The organism is Halostagnicola alkaliphila, from assembly GCF_055379965.1.
Genome location: NZ_AP043824.1, coordinates 448,976 through 468,297 on the forward strand (window position 1 = coordinate 448,976; position 19,322 = coordinate 468,297).

At 58.0% G+C, this 19,322-nt stretch carries 15 protein-coding genes and 1 pseudogene; 7 read left to right on the forward strand and 9 right to left on the reverse strand.

Features of this window, described 5'->3' with window-relative positions; translation table 11 throughout:
* Positions 1-14 precede the first annotated feature (14 nt).
* From ACZ5C7_RS01855 to ACZ5C7_RS01885, 7 genes and pseudogenes are all read right to left on the reverse strand, one after another.
* The gene (locus ACZ5C7_RS01855) at positions 15-1,106 is read right to left on the reverse strand and encodes a Gfo/Idh/MocA family protein (protein ID WP_464374693.1); all 1,092 of its coding nucleotides are present in this window, start codon (positions 1,104-1,106) and stop codon (positions 15-17) included.
* A 108-nt stretch (positions 1,107-1,214) separates the two neighbouring features.
* Entirely contained in the window at positions 1,215-2,369 is a 1,155-nt protein-coding gene (gene iolM, locus ACZ5C7_RS01860) for a scyllo-inosose 3-dehydrogenase (RefSeq protein ID WP_464374694.1), read from the reverse strand.
* Positions 2,370-2,480: 111 nt separating this feature from the next.
* On the reverse strand, positions 2,481-4,223 hold the full coding sequence (locus ACZ5C7_RS01865) for a thiamine pyrophosphate-binding protein (protein ID WP_464374695.1): 1,743 nt from the start codon (positions 4,221-4,223) through the stop codon (positions 2,481-2,483).
* Between the two features lie 151 nt (positions 4,224-4,374).
* Positions 4,375-4,656 (reverse strand): annotated as a pseudogene (locus ACZ5C7_RS01870) (universal stress protein); the annotation flags it as partial.
* Between the two features lie 33 nt (positions 4,657-4,689).
* Positions 4,690-4,875, reverse strand: a complete 186-nt coding sequence (locus ACZ5C7_RS01875; protein ID WP_464374696.1) for a hypothetical protein — start codon at positions 4,873-4,875, stop codon at positions 4,690-4,692.
* A 59-nt stretch (positions 4,876-4,934) separates the two neighbouring features.
* Positions 4,935-5,954 (reverse strand): LLM class flavin-dependent oxidoreductase, encoded by a 1,020-nt coding sequence (locus ACZ5C7_RS01880; RefSeq protein ID WP_464374697.1) that lies wholly within the window; start codon positions 5,952-5,954, stop codon positions 4,935-4,937.
* 170 nt (positions 5,955-6,124) lie between these two features.
* The gene (locus ACZ5C7_RS01885) at positions 6,125-7,354 is read right to left on the reverse strand and encodes a mandelate racemase/muconate lactonizing enzyme family protein (protein WP_464374698.1); all 1,230 of its coding nucleotides are present in this window, start codon (positions 7,352-7,354) and stop codon (positions 6,125-6,127) included.
* Positions 7,355-7,894: 540 nt separating this feature from the next.
* Between ACZ5C7_RS01885 and ACZ5C7_RS01890 the strand changes: the two genes are divergently transcribed.
* The gene (locus ACZ5C7_RS01890; RefSeq protein WP_464374699.1) at positions 7,895-8,695 is read left to right on the forward strand and encodes an HpcH/HpaI aldolase family protein; all 801 of its coding nucleotides are present in this window, start codon (positions 7,895-7,897) and stop codon (positions 8,693-8,695) included.
* Between the two features lie 87 nt (positions 8,696-8,782).
* Here ACZ5C7_RS01890 and ACZ5C7_RS01895 read toward each other — a convergent pair whose 3' ends face one another.
* Positions 8,783-10,285 carry a CoA-acylating methylmalonate-semialdehyde dehydrogenase gene (locus ACZ5C7_RS01895; protein ID WP_464374700.1) on the reverse strand — a complete coding sequence of 501 codons (1,503 nt, stop codon included), beginning with the start codon at positions 10,283-10,285 and terminating at the stop codon, positions 8,783-8,785.
* Positions 10,286-10,494: 209 nt separating this feature from the next.
* Between ACZ5C7_RS01895 and ACZ5C7_RS01900 the strand changes: the two genes are divergently transcribed.
* From ACZ5C7_RS01900 to ACZ5C7_RS01910, 3 genes are all read left to right on the forward strand, one after another.
* Complete coding sequence (locus ACZ5C7_RS01900) at positions 10,495-11,262, forward strand: IclR family transcriptional regulator (protein WP_464374701.1); 768 nt, start codon at positions 10,495-10,497, stop codon at positions 11,260-11,262.
* Positions 11,263-11,821: 559 nt separating this feature from the next.
* Positions 11,822-12,460, forward strand: coding sequence for a rod-determining factor RdfA (rdfA, locus tag ACZ5C7_RS01905; RefSeq protein WP_464374702.1), 639 nt, complete (start codon positions 11,822-11,824; stop codon positions 12,458-12,460).
* Positions 12,461-12,562: 102 nt separating this feature from the next.
* The gene (locus ACZ5C7_RS01910) at positions 12,563-14,536 is read left to right on the forward strand and encodes an archaea-specific SMC-related protein (RefSeq protein WP_464374703.1); all 1,974 of its coding nucleotides are present in this window, start codon (positions 12,563-12,565) and stop codon (positions 14,534-14,536) included.
* Positions 14,537-14,790: 254 nt separating this feature from the next.
* On the opposite strand, the gene ACZ5C7_RS01915 is transcribed toward ACZ5C7_RS01910, so the two are convergent.
* Entirely contained in the window at positions 14,791-15,555 is a 765-nt protein-coding gene (locus tag ACZ5C7_RS01915) for an IclR family transcriptional regulator (RefSeq protein WP_464374704.1), read from the reverse strand.
* 374 nt (positions 15,556-15,929) lie between these two features.
* On the opposite strand from ACZ5C7_RS01915, the gene ACZ5C7_RS01920 reads away from it, so the two are divergent.
* The 3 genes from ACZ5C7_RS01920 (at position 15,930) to ACZ5C7_RS01930 (ending at position 19,320) form a co-directional block, all read left to right on the forward strand.
* Positions 15,930-17,381: an extracellular solute-binding protein gene (locus ACZ5C7_RS01920; RefSeq protein ID WP_464374705.1), complete on the forward strand. Its 1,452-nt coding sequence runs from the start codon at positions 15,930-15,932 to the stop codon at positions 17,379-17,381.
* Between the two features lie 69 nt (positions 17,382-17,450).
* A complete protein-coding gene (locus ACZ5C7_RS01925; protein WP_464374706.1) occupies positions 17,451-18,410 on the forward strand; it encodes a carbohydrate ABC transporter permease in 960 nt (319 codons plus the stop codon).
* A complete protein-coding gene (locus ACZ5C7_RS01930; protein WP_464374707.1) occupies positions 18,403-19,320 on the forward strand; it encodes a carbohydrate ABC transporter permease in 918 nt (305 codons plus the stop codon). The genes ACZ5C7_RS01925 and ACZ5C7_RS01930 overlap by 8 nt, the downstream gene beginning before the upstream one ends.
* Positions 19,321-19,322 lie beyond the last annotated feature (2 nt).

Here is a 19,322-nt window from a genome sequence, read left to right on the forward strand (position 1 = left end):
TTTCTCTTGACACACTAAATCCCGTCGTAGGTCCCGACCGTCTCGAGATCCAGATAGCGTCGGAACAGATCCGCAATCAACCGAACGTCTTCTCTGCCGTCCTCGAACGTGGTCCGTACGGCGGCTTCTCCCTCGATGCACTGGACGAAATGCTCGAGCTCCCGTTTGAAACTCTCGTCGTACGATGGCGTATGAACCTCTTCAACCAACTCCTCTCGTCCGTGTTTGACCTGCAATTCTGTGGGCGTATTTTTGATGAACGGGTTCGAAAACTCGAGAGTCACCATCTTATCAGGTGCATCCACTCGAATGAACTCATCGAACCACTTGCGTTCGGAAAGTCCCGAGTCGAGGACACACCGACGGCCTCCTTCGTAGACCAGATGTGCCGTCGCGTAGCGGCCGTCGGCGAAGACGTCGACGTGATCGATTCGTTCAACGTCGCCGAACAACCCTCGAAGCGCGTTGATATCGTGACAGGCGTGTTCTAGATGCCAGTGATAATCCTGACCGATCGCCTGATCGTCCGTGCCGATTGCCGCTGTAATATCGGCGTTTCGTTGCCGATTGCTCCGTTCGATAAAGGTGTCTGAAACATCACCGTCGACGATGTCGTACACTTCATCGACGATTCGGCCGTGATCGGGATCGACATCGTAGGCGGTGATCAGGTCGATTTCGTCGACCTCCTCGAGGACCTCTTGTGCCTGTTCGTATGCCGGATCGTATCGTTTCATGTACGCGACCATCGCAGTCGCGTCGGTCTGCTGTGACGCCTCGACCATCCGATCAGCGTCCTCGACCGAAACCGCGATTGGCTTTTCGACCAACGTGTGGATATCCGCCTCCAGTGTTCGTGTCACGACATCCGCATGGGTGTGAGCCGGCGTCAAAACGATCACGGCATCGAGTTCGTCCCCGACGGATCCTAACAACTCTTCGGTCCCCTCGAACGTGTGGGGGACGTTGTACCGTTCGGCGAGTTCGTTCGCCCGACCGAGAGCCGGATCGACGAACGCGTGAAGCTCCGTTTCCGGTAACTCGGTTACGTACGGAATGTGCATCACCTGAGCAACTAATCCGCATCCGATAATGCCAATTCGCATTGTGCGTGTAATTACCAAGAACGGTATTATAACTTCCGATAGAGACGCAGTGGGCTGGCCGTTCGAACGAGATGCGAGGTCGACCCTCGTATCGGTCCGAACCGCGGCTCACAGTTCGATGAGAACCTTTCCGTCGACGCGCTCGGTCGCACGCTGGATCGCTTCCTCAGCCTCGGAGAGCGAAAACGTCGAGGTAATCACGGGAAGATTATCGAGTTGACCGCAGGCCATCATCCTGATTACGCGAGGAAATATCTGGTGTCCCGTGTGTCCCTCCGAACCGTATAGCTGGGCGCTTTTGCCCTGGTACTTTCGCAGCGCAATTTCCGGATCTGCGCCAGCGTTGCTGATATGGATCACGTTTGCTCCCTCCGCGAGCGTGTCTTCGATGACCGGGTACGTCTGCGTGACAGCACCGGCCGTTTCGACGTGGACATCCGCGCCTTCCCTATCGGTTATCGACATGACCGTCTCGACCGGATCGTCTTCGGTCGGATCGTAGACGTGCTCGAAGCCGAGTTCGCGGGCAATTTCGCGCCGTTCGTTCGAAATTTCGAAGGCGATGACTTTGCCTGCACCGGCGGCGCGGGAAACGTTCATCCCGGTGAGACCGATCGGGCCCGTACCGTGATAGACGTGATAATCTCCCGGCAGGATTCCCGCGGCTCTTCCGAACAAGCCGTAGTAGCTGATCGTACTCGGCTCGATTGTTGTAGCTGCTTTGAGCGTCTGCTCGTCGGTTTCGTACGCCCGCCGAAGCCCGGAGACGTCCCAACACAATTTTTCGGGAACAGTCACGTATTCTGCAAACGCGCCGGCCACCGTAAACCCGATTTGCTCGAAGTTCTCGCAGTGACCGTCGAACCCCTGACGGCACATGTTACACCGACCACAGTAATCGGTAACCTCTGCGGTCACCAGATCACCGTTCTCGAACAGGCGAACATCGCTACCCGTTTCGACGACTTCTCCGGAGAACTCGTGACCGATGACGTTCGGTAGTTGCAGGTACGCCGAATAGTGAACGTAGCCGTCGTCGTCCGTCTCGAGCATCGAAACGTCACTCCCACAGATGCCTGCGTAGCGAACTCGAACGAGGACCTCGTCGTCCCCCGGTGTCGGTCGTTCTCGTTCCGTTATCCGCAGTTTCGGGTCGCGCCACACCGCCGAAGCCTTCATCGCCTTTTTCGAGTTCGCTTCTTCCTCGGATACGGAGTACGTCGATTTGGGATCCCAGCGAGCGTCGACTTCGAGTGATTTCATACTTCGGCGTTGTCTCGCGAACGGTATAGTAATGCCGGAGCAAAGCCATCGAAACCGAAAACCACCCGTACGAAACACAGAATCCACGTAGATAGACGGTTGAACGAGCAGTTACTGCTCTTTCTCGAGGTCCGCGAGATCCCATTCACCGGTGATGATCGCGCCGGAGTCCGCGTTGTTCGGTTCGACGACGGCCTCGACGAAGGCGGGGCCGTCGTACTCGAGTGCGTCCTCGAGCGTTTCGGTAAGGTTCTCGGGTTTGACCACGCGTTCGGCGAATCCGATGCGAAAGGCCTCGGCCATTTTCACGAAGTCCACGTCGTTTTCCTCGTCGAACTCCGTGTTGAGGACTCGATCCCAGCCGTACTTATCGACCTGCAGGTTCCGAATCGACTTCCAGCCGTTGTTGTTGACGACGAGCCAGGTGACGTCGATATCGTGTTCGACCGCACAAGCGACCTCCTGGTTGCACATGAGGAAGCTTCCGTCACCTTCGATGTTGACGACCGGCCTGTCGGGTTCGGCGAGTTTCGCGCCGATGGCCGCCGAAACGCCGAATCCCATCGTCGAAAACCCGCCACAGGAGATGTTCGTCCGGGGGTCGTAGACGGGAAACTGCGGGTTCGTTATCTCCTGGGGTTGACCGGCGCTCGAGACGATCATCCCGTCCCGAGGCAGCGCTTTTCGAAGACTTGCGAGCGCACGCGAGATGCTCATCGGGACCTCGTCGGTGTGCTCCGCCTCGACGCGTTCTTGCCACTCGGCCCACAGCCGCTGGATCTCGTCGTAGTACTCGTTGTCCGTCGTCGAGACCTCCTCGAGACGGTCGGTAACCGCGTCGTGGAGTTGGTCCGTAACGACTTTCGCGTCGCCGTGGATGCCGACTTCGACGGGGTAGTTCTTGCCGATCTCCTCGTTGTCGATGTCGACGTGGATCAGCTTGCTCGGTGGGATTTCGAAGCTGACGCCCGGTTCGAACGACGACGTGTGCAGGTCGGAAAATCGACAGCCGATCGCAAGGACAACGTCCGCGTTACTCGCGAGTTCGTTGCCGGCGGTCGACCCGATCCAGCCCGCATAGCCGACGAAGAGCTCGTGATCTTCGGGTACGATTCCCTTCGCCTGAAACGTCGGGATGACGGGTGCTTTCAGGTGTTCGGCCAACGCCTGGACTTCGTCCCACGCTTCGCCGAGCATCGTTCCACCGCCGGGGACGATCACCGGTCGTTTCGCGTCGGCGAGTAACTCCGCCGCCTCGTCGACGGACTCCGCGTCACCGCTGGGTCGGCTACGGGTTCGCGTTTCGGTTGGCTCCGGGATCTCTACGTCCGCGGCGTTGCCCTGAACGTCCATCGGCACGTCGACGTGAACGGGCCCGGGACGGCCCGTCACGGCGACCTGAAACGCTCGCCGAAGGATCCGGGGCAGCTGTTCGACGTCCTGGACGACGAAGCTCTGTTTCGTCACCGGTTCCATTACGCTCGGAAAGTCCCCCGGTTTCTGTCGGTCGAGCTCCTGAAGGATTCCCTGACCGTACTCGTGGGTCTGGGGCGCCCCGGTGAAGATCACCATCGGGATCGAATCGACGTACGCCGTCGCCGCACCCGTAACGGTGTTCGTGGCCCCCGGCCCGATCGACGTAAAGACCGCGAGCGGGTCGCCGGACGCTCGCGCGTAGCCGTCCGCGAGGTGGGTCGCACCCTGCTCGTGGCGCGGCTGGATGACTTCCACGTCGGAATCGTTGAACGCGTCGAGGAGGTTCGTGCTTCCGTGTCCCGGGATTCCGACCAGATACTCTACGCCCTCTTTCTCGAGGTAGGTAGCGATAATCTCGCCACCGGTAAGCTGAGCCATATTTCGTTTGTGGGATTGCCACGCTGTGACATAAATATTCGCCCTCGTGGATGGCGTTCGGTCAGCGACCGGATCGGCCGTCGCGGTCGGCCTGCTGTCGCCGGTCGATTTCGGTCAGTCGTTTCCAGTCGGGTACACACGTTCGAGTTCGTCATCTCCGGACGAACGTCACCGGACAGGGCGCGTTCAACAGGACGGTCTGTGCCGTACTGCCGAACAGCGCCTTCCCGGTCGGCGAGCGCTTTTGACCCTGAATAACGATGGAATCGGCGTTGGTCTCTTCGGCGAGCGACAGAAACGTTTCGCCCGTTTGGCCGACGCCGCCACGCACCGAGTACGGAACCCGATCCTCCTCGAGAAGCGAGACGATGTCGCGAACGACGTGATTCCGTTCGGCCAGTTCGTCGGGTGAGCCCTGCCCCTCGAAATCGGCGAGGGCGGCCTCGTATAGCGCTTGCGTATGGGCTTACCCGACTACGACGGTAGCGCCCGTTGGCTGGGCAACGTCGGCGACGGTCGGTACGAGCGATTCGGGGTCGTCTTCCGGCGTCACTGCAAGGAGTATCTTCTCTACTGCCATGACGAATAGGTCGTCTTTCTCTGTGAATATATACCCCCCGATCGTCCACCCGGTATAGCCGTCGACGGCCACCAGAACTAGCCGATTCGAAGCGCTACCTGCGCCCCAACAGCGTCGAAACGGCGGAACAGTTACAACGACGGCACGACATCGTCGTTCATAACCTCGAATAACCGCTCGGGATCCGGACTCGTGTTCCCGACGGCGATCCGGTCGAACCCCATCTCGGCGTACTCCTCGAGTTGGGCCGCGATCGTGGACGGATCGTCGGCGATGAGGAACTTCTCCTCGATCTGTTCTCGGGTCGCCTTCTCGCCTTCCTCTTCGATGCGTTTGGGATTCGCCATCGCGCGATCGAACACGTTCTGTGTCGTCGCCCACCACGGACGGGTCGACTCGAGTGCGTTCTCGTAATCGGGATCGTACGAAGCGATCACCAGTAACGTCGTCTCGATGGCGTCCGGGTCGTTCCCTTCTTCCGCTGCGTAGCGACGAATCGCGGGGTAGAGCCGGTCAGTGTACTCCGCACCTTTTTTGACCGTAACGAACCCGTCGGCGTAGCGGGCGGCGAGTCGTGCGGTGCTGGGTCCGTTCGCCGCGATGTGGATCTCCGGCGACTCCGCAGGCTGCGTGTATAGCTTCGCTTCCTCGAGGTCGAAGCGCTCGCCGTCGTACGTGACGAAACCGTCGTCGTCGATTTGGTCGCAAAGGTCGTCGTCGAGCCACTCTTCATCCCCCCACAGCGCGCGAATAGCCTGAAGCGATTCCTCGAGTCGATCTCTGCGCTCCGGGTAGTCGGGCCAGTCGAAGCCGAGCGGCGTTTCGTTCATCGCCTCGCCGGTCGAGAGGCCGAGAATCACTCGCTCGTCGTGTAACTCCTGGAGGGTGGCGAACGCCTGAGCGATCTCGCCGGGGTGGTAGTGTCCGGTTGCCGGCGTCACGCAGGTCCCGATCGGTCCGTCGAGCCGTTCGGTCGCGGCACCGAGCCACGACCAGGCGTACCCCGATTCCGCGCCCGTGTGAAACCACGGGTGGAAATGATCCGACGTCCAGACGGTTTCGTATCCGGCGTCCATCGCCAGTTCGCCGTACGCTAACAGTTGGGACGGGTCGTACTGCTCCTGATGGGCCATGTAATCGATTGCAACCATCGGTACCGATCGCTACGAACGAGCGTGCATTAGGCTTTGTGTTCACCAGCGGTCGAATCGACCCGAGGAATCGAAGAACCGATCCTGTCGAAGCGAATCGGTGAACGTCCCACGAAAACGATCGGATCCGCGAGAACAGGTGGTCACAGAACGACTATTTTTCGCAAGCGCTATTTGCGGTGTGCTTTGACGACGTCCCAATCGAGTTCGATACCGAGGCCGGGTTCGTCCGGAACCTCGAGTCGGCCGTTCTGGATGAGCGGTTCGTCGGCGGCGACGAGGTCGTCCCACCACGGGACTTCCCGGGCGTGGTACTCGAGGGCCACGAAGTTCGGAACGGTCGCACCGACGTGGGCGGTCGCGACGGTTGCGATCGGACTCCCGATGTTGTGAGGCATGAGCGCCTGATAGTACGCCTCGGCCATGTCCGCGATTTTCTTCGTCTCGGCGATGCCGCCGGTCTTCGGAACGTCCGGTGCCAGAAAGTCGACCGCCTGCGTTTCGATCATGTCGCGAAACCCGTGGCGACCGTATCGATTCTCGCCGGTCAGGAGCGTCACGTCGACGGAACGTTTTAACTCTCTCATCGCATCGGTGTTTTCCGGCGGCAACGGATCTTCGACCCAGGCGAGGTCGTAGGGCTCGATAGCCCGACAGAGCTTTTCTGCGGTTTCGGGACTGAAGTTCCAGTGGAGGTCGACGGCGACCTCCGCTTCGGTACCGACCTCGTCGGTAACCGCTTCGACCACCGCGCGCTTGTGTTCGATTTCCTGGGGATCGAAGTGTCTCGAGAGCGTGTCAATATCCCGTCCGGACGGAACGTCGAGATCGAATTTAATGATGTCGAAGCCGTCCTCAACGGCAAGTCGCGCGCCCTGTGCGTACGCCTCGGGCTCGTACACCGCTTCGTCCTGCCCGTCCGCTGCCGAGGAGACCATCGCTTCCCCCGCGTGACAATCCGCGTACACTCGAACGTCCTCCCGAAGTTTGCCCCCGAGCAGTTGGTAGATCGGTTGGCCGAGGATTTTCCCCGCAGCGTCCCACAGCGCTATTTCGATGCCGCTGATCGCGATCGTTCCGACTCCCCACTGGGAACCGCGACCGGAGAGACTCTCCCGCATGAGATTGTAGAGTCGTTCGACGTCGAGCGGGTTTTCACCGACGAGGACCGGCCGAAGGTAGTCGGTGATGATCTCGTGAACGCCCGGCGACGGGTACGCTTCGCCGATTCCCATCACCCCCTGGTCCGTCTCGAGAGTAACGATCGTCCACGGGAAGTTCCCGTCGATGACGAACGAGTCGATGTCGGTTATTTCGGCCGTGGGGCCGTCTCGAGCGGGCGTGTCGTCGAAATCTGCCCACATCGTCGCTGCGAGCGTGGATGCGAAGTCTTCGTACATGATCTGTTAGCTGATGATTTGCGTTCTGATTATTCCGTTCTGTTTTGGCGATACGTCCTCGGTTGCAATCGGGGCGGTGCCACGATGACACGATGAGCAGTTGGACCATCGTCCGAGACGAGCAGTTTGATGAGTCGCTTTCCCGTCTCTCGAGGTGCTAAGCCGCTGGCACCGTTCCCCGACGAAACCGTACGACTCGAGTCCACCAAGATCGAAACGTCGTGGCGAGACGACCGGGAAGCGGTCATAGCCACGAATCTCGAGTCGCATTATCACACAGATTGGGGAGACGAGTGTTATACTTTCCGGTGAATTGGCAGGCTGGGCTACCAGGAAGCGTCTACCGGAGACCGACTGATCGAGTTGACCCTCAATTTTTATATATCTCGACCAAAGATAGTACGGTACGTTCCCATCTATGAAGACGAATGTATCGATGCTCGCCGGGAGACCGACGTATTTCGCTCGATTACCGACGCACCATCGCGGATTGCGTCGTGACCTGAACCCGCTTCAACCGACACCGACTATCGGATGCCCATGACGCGCCACCTCAAACAGGCCTTAGAGAAGGGTGACAACCCCGTCGGTAATTGGCTCTCGATCGGTCACCCCGCCGTCGGGGAAGTGAGTTCCGCTCTCGAGTTCGATTTCGTCCTTATCGACACCGAGCACACGACGATGAGCCTCGAGACGGTCGAAAACGTTTCGCGGGCAATCGACGCGAAAGACGCGCCGACGGAGTCGATCGTACGGGTGCCACGAAACGATCCAACTCGGATCAAACGCGTCCTCGATATCGGCGTCGCCGGTGTGATGGTGCCGATGATCGAATCCGCCGACGAAGCGCGACAACTCGTCGAGTCGGTCCACTACCCGCCGGAGGGCGTCCGCGGCATTGCAAGCGGCCGCGCCGCGGAGTACGGGATGGAGTTCGTCGACTACGTCACCGACGCGAACGGCTCCATCGTCACGATCGCCCAGATCGAGTCCAAAGCCGGACTCGAAAACGCGGAGGAAATCGCCGCCACCGAGGGGATCGACGCGTTGTTCGTCGGCCCGGCGGATCTCTCCGGGGCGCTCGGTATCTTCGCCCAATGGGACGCAAAAGAACTTCGCGAAGCGATGGATCAGGTCCTCCGGGCTGGAGCCGCCCACGAAACGCCAGTGGGCACGCTCACGGTCTCTCCCGGCCAGATCGGCGACCGAGTCGAGGCCGGGTTTGACTTCCTGATCGTCGGCAAAGACACGGCGTATCTGGCGAACTCGAGTCGCGATGCGAAAGAGCGCTACGAAGCGGCGCTTCAGCGCCACGAAGGATCGGTCGCACAGAACGAATAACGGGTATTTGAGCACCGGTCGATCGCGACGAGACTGCTGACGGTTCGGATGATCGCTCTCCGCTCTATACGACACCCGTCCGCCGAGTTAACTGTACCAGCGCTCGATCTGGATCGTTTTCTCCGTGTAGAAGTTGACCGCGTCTTCTCCCTGTGCGTGGAGGTCGCCGAAGAACGACGCCTTGCGCCCGCCGAAGTGGAAAAAGCCCATCGGCGCGCAGACGCCGACGTTGATCCCGATGTTTCCGGCGTCGACTTCGTACTTGTACTGGCGCGCCTCGCTTCCCGATTCGGTGTAGATCGAGGAGGCGTTGCCGTACTTCGTCGAGTTGACCATCCCGATTGCTTCGTCGAGGTCGTCGGCGGCGGCGAGACAGAGAACGGGGCCGAATATTTCCTCCTGGGCGATTTCCATGTCGGTCGTCACTCCCTCGAGTAGCGTCGGCCCGAGGAAGTTCCCTCCCGAGAGCGCCGCGTCCGAGTGTTCGAAGTCGCGGCCGTCGAGGACGAGTTCTGCACCCTCATCCAGCGCGTTTCCGATCAGATCGAGAACGCGTTCGAGAGAGTCGCCGGTGATTAGCGGTCCGACGTCGGTATCCTCGTCGACGCCGGCCCCGACGGTGAGATTCTCGGCCGCATCGATCAGTTGTTCGCGAAGGTCGTCGTACGCGTCGCCGACGCCGACGACGACATCGTTGGCGAGACAACGCTGACCGGCGTTGCCGTAGACGGAGCCGGTAATGTTCGGCACGCACTCCTCGACGGCTGCGTGTTCGGTAACGACCGCGTAGTTCTTCGCACCGCCTTGTGCCTGAACGCGCTTGCCGTGTTGGGCCGCCGTCTCGTAGACGTGTTTTGCGATCGGCGAACTGCCGACGAACGAAACGCCGGCGATATCAGGATGCTCGAGAAGCGCGTTGACGGTGTCCGGACCGCCGTTGACGAGGTTGACGACGCCGTCCGGAAAGCCGGCTGCATCGACGGCCTCGAAGATGAGTTGGGAACTCAGCGGCACCTTCTCGCTCGGTTTGAGAACGAACGTGTTACCGGTCGCGACCGCGTAGGGAAGGAACCAGAGCGGGATCATCGCCGGGAAATTAAACGGCGTGATGGCGGTGAACACGCCGAGGGGCTGGCGAACGGCGTACTCGTCCATCTCCGGGGCGACGTCCTCTACGTTACCGCTCCCCTGACGGATCATATCCGGCATCCCACAGGCGACGTCGACGTTTTCGATGCCGCGACGGATTTCTCCTCGAGCCTCCCCGACGGTCTTTCCGTGTTCGCGAGACAGCGCAACCGCGATATCGTCGATTCGGTCCTCGAGTTCCGTCTTCAGGTCGAACAGGTACTGGACTCGCTCGACGACGGGCGTCTCTCGCCACTCCTCGAAGGCCTCGTTCGCCGTCCGAACCGTTTCGTCGACCGATTTCTCGGTCGAAAATTCGACCGTCGTCAGCGGTTCGTTGGTTGCGGGATCGACGACCGGTTGGGATTGCTCGCTAGCCGGGCTCTCCCACTGACCACCGACGTAGTTATCGACGCGCGTACGGATTGCTGGTGATACGGCTTGCTCTCGTTGCTCGGACATACGTATTGTCCGTTGTGGTACGATCACAAATACGTTACGCTCACCAGACCGCTGTCCGATATCGGTCGCACCCGCGACGAACACTGTCGATGTCTCCACCTCGACGTCTTCAACGGGGACCGGAATCTCATATCCGTTTGCAGCTCTCAAACGCGAGAAACTGTTCGTAGCACACAAACAGTTTAGTGGGAGACGATACAGATACACGTATGGCCGAACCGACGGAACCACGGACGATTCAGGCGGTGGGGATCACGTTGGAGATTATCGACTACCTCCACGAGACGGACGGGGCGCGAGTCACCGAGATAGCGAAGGGGATCGGCCGATCCAAGGGAACGGTCCACTGCCATCTGGCGACCCTTCTCGAGCACGAACACGTCGTCAAATCCGGCGAACGGTACAAACTCGGCCTTCGGTACCTCGAACTCGGAGAGGGCGTCAAACAACATCTCGGCATCTACGACGTTGTCGCCGACGAACTGGACGACCTCGCGAGCGAGTGCGAGGAGTTGGTCCAGTTTGCGACGGAAGAACACGGACGCGCGGTCTACCTGTACAAAAAGGGCGGAGAACGCGCCGTCCAAACGGCTTCGACGGTCGGCAAGCGCGAGTACCTTCACTGTATTTCGCTGGGGAAGGCGATCCTCGCCCATTACCCGAGCGAGCGAGTCGAAGAAATCGTCGACCGACACGGACTGCCCGCGTACACGGAAGAAACCATTACTTCTCGTGAAGAACTGTTTGACACCCTCGAGACAATCCGAGAGCGGGGATACGCCTTCGACGACGAGGAGAAAATAAACGGGTTGCGATGCGTGGCAGCACCGGTAAACGGTGCGAACGACGAAGTTATCGGTGCGGTCAGCATCTCCGGTCCGTCGAGCCGAATGACGGGCGATCGATACGAAGAGGAACTCCCGAACAAAGTCATCCGATCCGCAAACGTCATCGAAATCAACGCGAAGTTTTCTTGACACAGTGGTCGGTATCCGTATCGACCGACTGGAGCGGGCTCCCCGGAACCCAACAATATCTGTTCACTCCCGAACAGAGAATACCACGACAACCCCTCTGTTTGAGACGTGCAAACAAACGTTCTCAATTCGTGCTAACAGTTCGAGAGATCGAGAATCGCCAATCAGTTGGTTCAATTCTAAGACAACAATTTACACACATACCTGTGTAATTAGAGTTCAGGACTTCCGTCGCGCCGAGATGAGTTGTTGCAGTACGGCCATACGGAAGTTCAATATGGTATTATAATAGACAGTAGTCTTTTGTGAATGCTATTGGTTCGAAATGTTTAACAAATCTCCATAACTGAAGAGAGAGTTTTAACGCGCTAAGAGGACATCTACTGTCGTTTTGTGTATTATACGAATCACACACATATGACTGTATTCACACATGTAATACAGCAAATGGAATCTGAGACTGCGAACTCAAATAGACGCGACGGGAGCGGTAAGAGATGCATCCGTCACAATTACGAGTCAGAACATTTTTTTGCAGTAAGCCCATAGTGGTATACCAGTGACTAAACAAAATACCGAATCGGAATCGAGCACGTCCTGTGGCTGTAAACTCGGCCGAGTTAGCGATCAGTACGGTCTCTTGGAACTCGACGATGACCTCGTCGCGCGCTGGACCGGAAAAGGGGAAGAACAGTACAGTACGCGGAAATTAGCAACCTACGTGAACGAACTCGTTCTCGAGCAGGCTCTCGAAGAAGCGAACGTGGCCGCGAAAGAAGGTGAAATCGAAAATACGTATCGCTTGCTCACCGACGATGACGTCAGTAGCGGGACGCAGGTCCAAACCCGAAACGAACTCGAACGAGACGGTGTTCCGGTCGACCAGGTCGAATCGGACTTCATCTCCCACCAGACCGTCTACAACCACCTGACGAAGTGTCTCGAGGCATCGCTCGAGGAACCGACCGACGAAGAACGGCTCGAACGGAGCAGAAACAAAGTCGGATCGCTCCAGAACCGAACCGAAGCGGTCACCGGGGATACCATCGCTCATCTCGAGCGAAACGATATCCTCGACATCGGTGAGTACAACGTGGCAGTTTCGATCACGGTAACGTGCGAGGACTGTTTCGAGGAATACACCGTCCGGGAACTGCTCGACGAACAGTCCTGTCGTTGCGGCGGGTTGGGTAGTTGATCTGGCTGACAAGAACCGTCTCAGACGCCGACATTGTTCACTTCGGTTACACGTCCGGGTGAAGTGGTAATACCTATGTGTGAGGAGGGAGAATAGGGGACCATGGAAAGCGAACTAGCAACGAAAAAAGAAGAAGTCCCGACAGCGGCGACGCTCTCCGTCGACAACATCGGTGGTATCGACAATTCGGAAGTGACCTTCCAACAGGGCGTAACCGTCCTTTCCGGCCGTAACGCAACGAACCGAACGTCGCTACTCCAGGCGATAATGGCAGCCCTGGGAAGCGATCAGGTCAGCCTCAAAGCCGACGCGGACGAGGGAAGCGCTGAACTCGAGTTCGGCGACGAACGGTACCGGCGCAAACTCGAGCGCAAGAACGGGACGATCATCACCGACGGCGACCCGTATCTGGACGACCCAGATATCGCGGATCTGTTCGCCTTCTTGCTCGAATCGAACGAAGCCCGGCGAGCGGTTGCGCGCGGTGATGATCTTCGGGAACTGATCATGCGACCGGTCGATACGGCCGCGATTCAGACCGAGATCGAACAGTACGAGCAGCGAAAGCGATCCATCGACGAGCAACTCGAGGAACTCGACAACCTCGAACAACGACTCCCCGACCTCGAGGCCAAGCGCAAGCGCGTTTCCGGCGAAATCGACGACCTCGAGGAAGAACTCGAGCAGGCCCAGGAGGAACTCGACGAAGCGAATGTCGACGTCGAGGAACGCCGCGAAGAGCAGTCCGAACTCGAGAACAAACTCAGCGAACTCCGGGAGACTCGATCGGATCTCGAACGAACCAGAAATCGCATCGAAACGGAGCGCGAAAGCATCGACGCGCTCGAGGACGAGCGAGAAGCGGTTCAGGACCAACTCGAGTCGCTCTCGACCGGCGACGAGACCGACATCGGTCGACTCGAAGCCGAAATCGAGACCCTGCAAGAAGAGAAGGCGGATCTATCGAAAGAGATTTCCCAGCTACAGAGCACCATTCAGTTCAACGAACAGCTCCTCGACGAACCGGATTCGGTTCTCGCGGACGCGAACCAACCGGTCGACGACGGCGACGACGACGGGGCGATCACCGACCAGTTGCTCGACGATTCCGAGACGGTGACCTGCTGGACCTGTGGCTCCTCGGTGGCTCGAGACCAGATCGAGACGACGATCGAACAGCTTCGAGACGCGCGCCAGGATCGGATTCAGGAACGAACCGAAATCAACAGCGACCTCGAAGATCGGCGAGAGACGGTCTCGAACATCAACGAGAGCCGGAGCGAGTACCAGCAGACCCAGCGCCGACTCGACTCGATCGACGACGAAATCGACAACCGAAACGATCGGATCGACGAGTTAACCGACGACCGCGAGGAACTCACCGACGAAATTGACGAACTGGAGGCCGAAATCGACGACCTCGAGACCGAAGAGTACGACGGCATCCTCGACCAGCACAAGGAAGTCAACCAGCTCGAGTTCAAGATCGAACGCAAAGAGCGCAAACGAGACGACATCGAGGACGAAATCAGTTCGATCGAAGATCAGCTCGGCAACCGCGAGGATCTCGAGGCGCGCCGCGAGGACGCGGTCGACGAACTGACCGATCTCCGAACCCGGATCGACCAGATCGAGGAGAACGCGGTCGATTCGTTCAACGAACACATGGAAAACCTGCTCGAGACGCTGGAGTACGGAAACCTCGACCGCGTCTGGATCGCGCGAACGACTCGGGAGGCTCGCGAAGGACGTCGGAAGGTGACGAAATCGTCGTTCGATCTGAAAATCGTCCGGAGCACCGACGACGGCGCGGCGTACGAAGACTCGATCGAACACTTGAGCGAGAGTGAGCGGGAGGTAACGGGACTCGTCTTCGCGCTCGCAGGGTACCTCGTCCACGACGTCTACGAGACCGTTCCGTTCATGCTTCTGGACTCTCTCGAGGCGATCGACTCGGATCGAATCGCCTCAGTCATCGAGTACTTCGAATCGTACGTGCCGTATCTCGTCGTCGCACTGCTGGACGAGGACGCGCAGGCGATCGAAACCGAGCACGAACTCGTTACCGAGATCTAACCATCTTAGACGCGGCGTGGGGCTGATTTTTTGCCGGTGCGAACGGATGTCTGCTTTCGACTTATTGTGCGAGGGCGAAGAATTGGATAATGACTTGGTAATTACTGTTTCGTTCGCGTTCTCTGCCATGTGTACACTCCCGTCAGTCTAGCTCAAGCGGTTCAGAGCAAAATGAGTGAATAGCAGATATGACCGTCTGTTGAGTGGTAGTGGCATGCCCGTTCTGTCTCCTGAATCCGGTGTGACCGGAAATATTACGAATAAGTCATGTTCACTTCGATGACATTAGCAGTACTCAGAACGCTTTTGGGTATCTCCTCGTTAAAGGTCGATTCATCGAATCGATTCGTTGGCCCAGAGACGCTGATTGCACCGATTGGGCGTTCGTTCTCGTCACAGATCGGTGCAGCCACACAGCGCATTCCGATAACCCGTTCTTCGTCGTCAATCGCATACCCCCGTTCGCGAATGGTGGCGAGTTGGTGTTTCAGTTCCTCGGTGTCTGTGATCGTCTTTTCGGTTACGGCGGGAAGACCGTGTCTGTCGACGATTTCGTTGACGACCTCTTCGGATTCTCTCGAGAGAACCGCCTTCCCAAGCGCCGTCGTATGGAGGTGAACGCGCTTGCCGATGTGCGTATCGAGATTGACGGCATCGGGCCCCTTCGACTTGTTGAGAAAGATTCCCTTTCCGTGTTCCTCGATCATCAGATTCGCATGTTCACCGGTTTCTTCTGCTAGTTTCTTGATCTCAGGGGATGCAACCTGATACAGTTTCATCTGGCTACGGGCAAACCCACCCAGTTCGAGAAATCGGGCTCCGACGTGATAGGTCCCGTTTTCGTTTACCAGATACTCCGCTTCGGTTAACGTCTGTAGGTGATCGTGAACTGTGCTCTTTGGCATCTCGAGCGCCTCCGAGAGTTCGGAAACGCCCGCGCCATTGAGTTGGTGGAGCGTCTCGATAACCCGGAACGTCGTCGCGGCCGCCTGAACTGGGTAGCGTGATTTGCTCGCCATGTACGGTATGTTAAAGCACATCCTATATAATAGTTGTCCGGCGTGGCCGGAAAAATTTGGTCGAGATCCCACCACTATGGAACCGTGGCGGTAGGTGAGAACCGACAATTCGTTTACAGTGAAAGATCGAAAGTGTCCGGTGATGCCGGACTCAGGGTTCTGGTGCGGGAGTACCATCGATATCAGCACATAGAGACAGCAAGGCGTACAATCGCCGCTGCATGCGTCAGAGAAACGGAAAGTACAGTTCGTCCGAGATAGTAAGGCTGGATCTCGATTTGTTGTTCCCAGCTACGCCGAGAGAGTAAGTTTATATAGTAGAACGCTAACTTGCTTGTATGGCAGACAGAGCCAACCGTGGGTTTAGGGGTAGTATGCGCGATGAGAACAGTATTTCTCGCCGAAACGTTCTCGCGGCGACCGGTGCCGCCGGGATTATCGGCGCGGCGGGATGTCTCAGTGACGATGGAGACGAGGAACTGGACATTCCGGAATACGACGGCGAAGAGGTGACGGTCGAATACAGTACCGCCCCGCTCTTCGGCGACGTCGAGGACCAGATTCAGGAAGCGCTACGCGATGCGGGTCTACACGAAAACATCGAGGTCGACGTCTCGACGGGCGTCTGGGGGGCGGACGATCAGGAGGATCAGTACAACCAGATCCTTCAAGCCGGTCAGTCCACCCCGGACATCATGTTGACCAATTTCGCGTACACGTCCTCGTTCGCACCTCGAGGGTGGTTGGTCGACCTGAACGAGGCACTCCCCGAGGAGAAACTCGACGAACTCGAGAACGAGTACCACCAGGAGATGGTGGACTCGATGCGCTATGACGATGGATTGTACGGAATCCCGCAGTTCGTGGACATTCCGGCGATCCTCTACCGCAAGGATTACGTCGAAAATGCGGGATTCGACCCCGAAGGAGAAAATTGGGCGACGGAGCCGATGTCGTGGGAAGAGTTCGCCGATATCGTCAGCGACTCGGTCGAAGCGAACGACGTCGATCACGGTTACACGACGACGCTGGATCAGCGGACCGTCGGTCACCAGACTGGATACGAAAAGGTCGTCACGATGGGTGGGAACTACTTCGGTGACATGGAGAATCAACACGGACCCGTTGGCGACCGGCCGGTAACGATCGACGAGGAGCCGGTGATCGACGCGCTTCGTTTGCTTCGGACGTTCATGCACGGCTCGGACGACGAGTACGCGATCGACGGCATGACGGGCGATATTTTGCCTTCCGAAGCGCTCGGCTGGGACACCCAACCCTCTCAAGAATCGTTCGCCGCGGGCGAGGCCGTCTTCCACCGAAACTGGTCGTACGCGATCGCCGACTTCGCAAGCGAGGACGCATTCGGCGAGGATATCGGCCTCATGCCGTTCCCGTACGGCGTCTCCGAGGACGAAGCCGAGTACGAGGGAACCGGCGGGACGAACGCGACCCTCGGCGGCTGGCACCTGTCGCTCAACCCGAACTCCGAAAAGCTCCCGGCCGCCGTCGAACTGCTGAAAGTTATGACCTCCGACGAGTTCTATCTCGATATTTTCGAAATTACCGGTTCCACGCCGCCGAAGCCAGAACTGTTTGAGTCCGAGCAGGCCGAAGATGTTCCGGTGATGAGTCGCTACCTCGATACACTCCAGTTCCAGTCGGAAAATCAGTGGGTCCACCCGATCAACGCGGTCTGGGATTCACAGTCGAGTTCCATCGCCGCCGAGTTCCACGCCTGTCTCAATCAGGAGAAGTCGCCCCAGGAAGCCGTGGAAGCGGCACAACGGGACGTCGAAGAGATCGAAGCCGCAGAGGCAGAGTAACCCGAGGCGACGCGCTCAAAACACAACGAAAGGTACAAGATTGTTCACAGACGCCATGATTAGTGTGCAATGATAGAGAAGCTATACCGAATCGTATCGCCCATCCTGTACAGGATTGAACGACTAGACGAGGACAAATATGGCTATCTCCTTATCGGGCCGATGATTCTCGTCCTCTCGGTTTTAGCGTTCTATCCGCTCATTCGAACGTTCTGGTTGTCGCTCCAGAGCGACGACCTGTACGGAGAACATCCGATCGGCGAGTTCAGGGGAATCGACGGCTACGTAGAAATATTGACCGGTGAACTGAACATCGTTCTCAACTATCCCTTTTTCAGCTTGAGCGATCCGCTCTCGAGCGCGCTGGTCGTCACGCTTCTCATTACTGGCGTCAGTGTAACGATCGGAACGGTTCTCGGACTGGGGATGGCGCTCATCCTTAACAAGGACTTTCGCGGCCGTTCGGTCGCCCGGATGATGGTGATTCTCCCGTGGTCGATCCCAATCGTCATCCAGGGAATGATGTTTTACTTGATGTTTCAGCCTAGCATCAGTCCCTTCGTCGAACCGCTCAACCAACTCGGGATACTCTCTTCGAGACCGCTCGGCAGCACTCGAGATTCCATCATTATCGTTATCCTGATCGATGTCTGGCGAAAGATCCCGTTCATCGCGCTCATCATCCTCGCTGGCTTAGCGAGCGTCGATCAGAGTTTGTACAACGTAGCGAAGGTCGCGGGAGCATCGAAATGGCAACAATTCAGGCTCATCACGCTTCCGTTGATCAAACCCGTCGTGCTGATCGGAATGATCTTCTACACGATCAGTTCGATGAAGGTTTACGGCGTCGTCGAAGCGTCTGCAGGCTGTAATACGGTTCCAACCCTTACGTGTCTCGTAGTGGATACGTTCCGCATGCAGCGATGGGCGACCGCGTCCGCGATCGCCTTCCTGACCGCACTCATCATCGCGGCGATCGTGATGGTGTACCTGGTCAAATTCCGTGACGAGGTCGATACCTATGAGTAATGCAGTGAAAGACGAATCGAAAGGCCGCGTCGGACAGCTCGTGGATCTGATGGTCAACAATCCGTACGACACCTACCGGATTCTGTTCTACGTCGGGCTCACGTCGTTCCTCATGATCACCCTGTTTCCGTTCTACTGGCTGCTCGTTCTGGCGGTCTCTGGCGGGGGTACGTACGGAATGGGCTTTCTCCCGGACAGCGTTAATATTGGAGTCTTCGCCGAGATATTCAGCCAACAACCGATCCATCTCTACATCTTCAACAGTATCGTCATCGCGATGATCACCGTGGTCATCTGTCTCGTCATCGGGAGTCTCGCGGGATACGCGTTCGGCCGCGTCGACTTCCGCGGCAAAGGGCCGCTAATGCTCTTGCTACTGATCGTCTCGTACTTCCCCGGAATCGCGTACCTGATTCCGCTGTACGAGATGCTAACGGGGTCGCTCACGGTTGGGCCGTTCATGACGCCGGACCTCTATAACACACCGTGGGCGATGGCCTTCCCGTTCACGATGCTGACCCTTCCGATTACGATCTTTATCCTGACGACGTTCTTCAGTCAGATCCCCGACGGCCTCGAGGATGCCGCCAGGGTTGAAGGGACCACGCGACTCGGGGCGTTGTTCCGGGTTATCCTCCCCCTCTCCGCACCGGGGGTCGTGACGGCCGCGATCATCGTCTTTATCAGCGTCTATCGAGAGTTCTTCTTCTCGTTCATGATGAGTCGCGGTAACCCCGACGACTGGGCCGTACTCGTCTACGGTATTCTCGCGTTCGAGCAACAATCCGGCAGCCAATACCACTTCATGGCAGCCGCAAGTATCGTCGGGGTCATCCCGGTCGCAGTACTAGTGATATTCGCACAGAAACACATCGTTAGAGGCTTAACGCAGGGCGGTCTAAAGGAGTGATA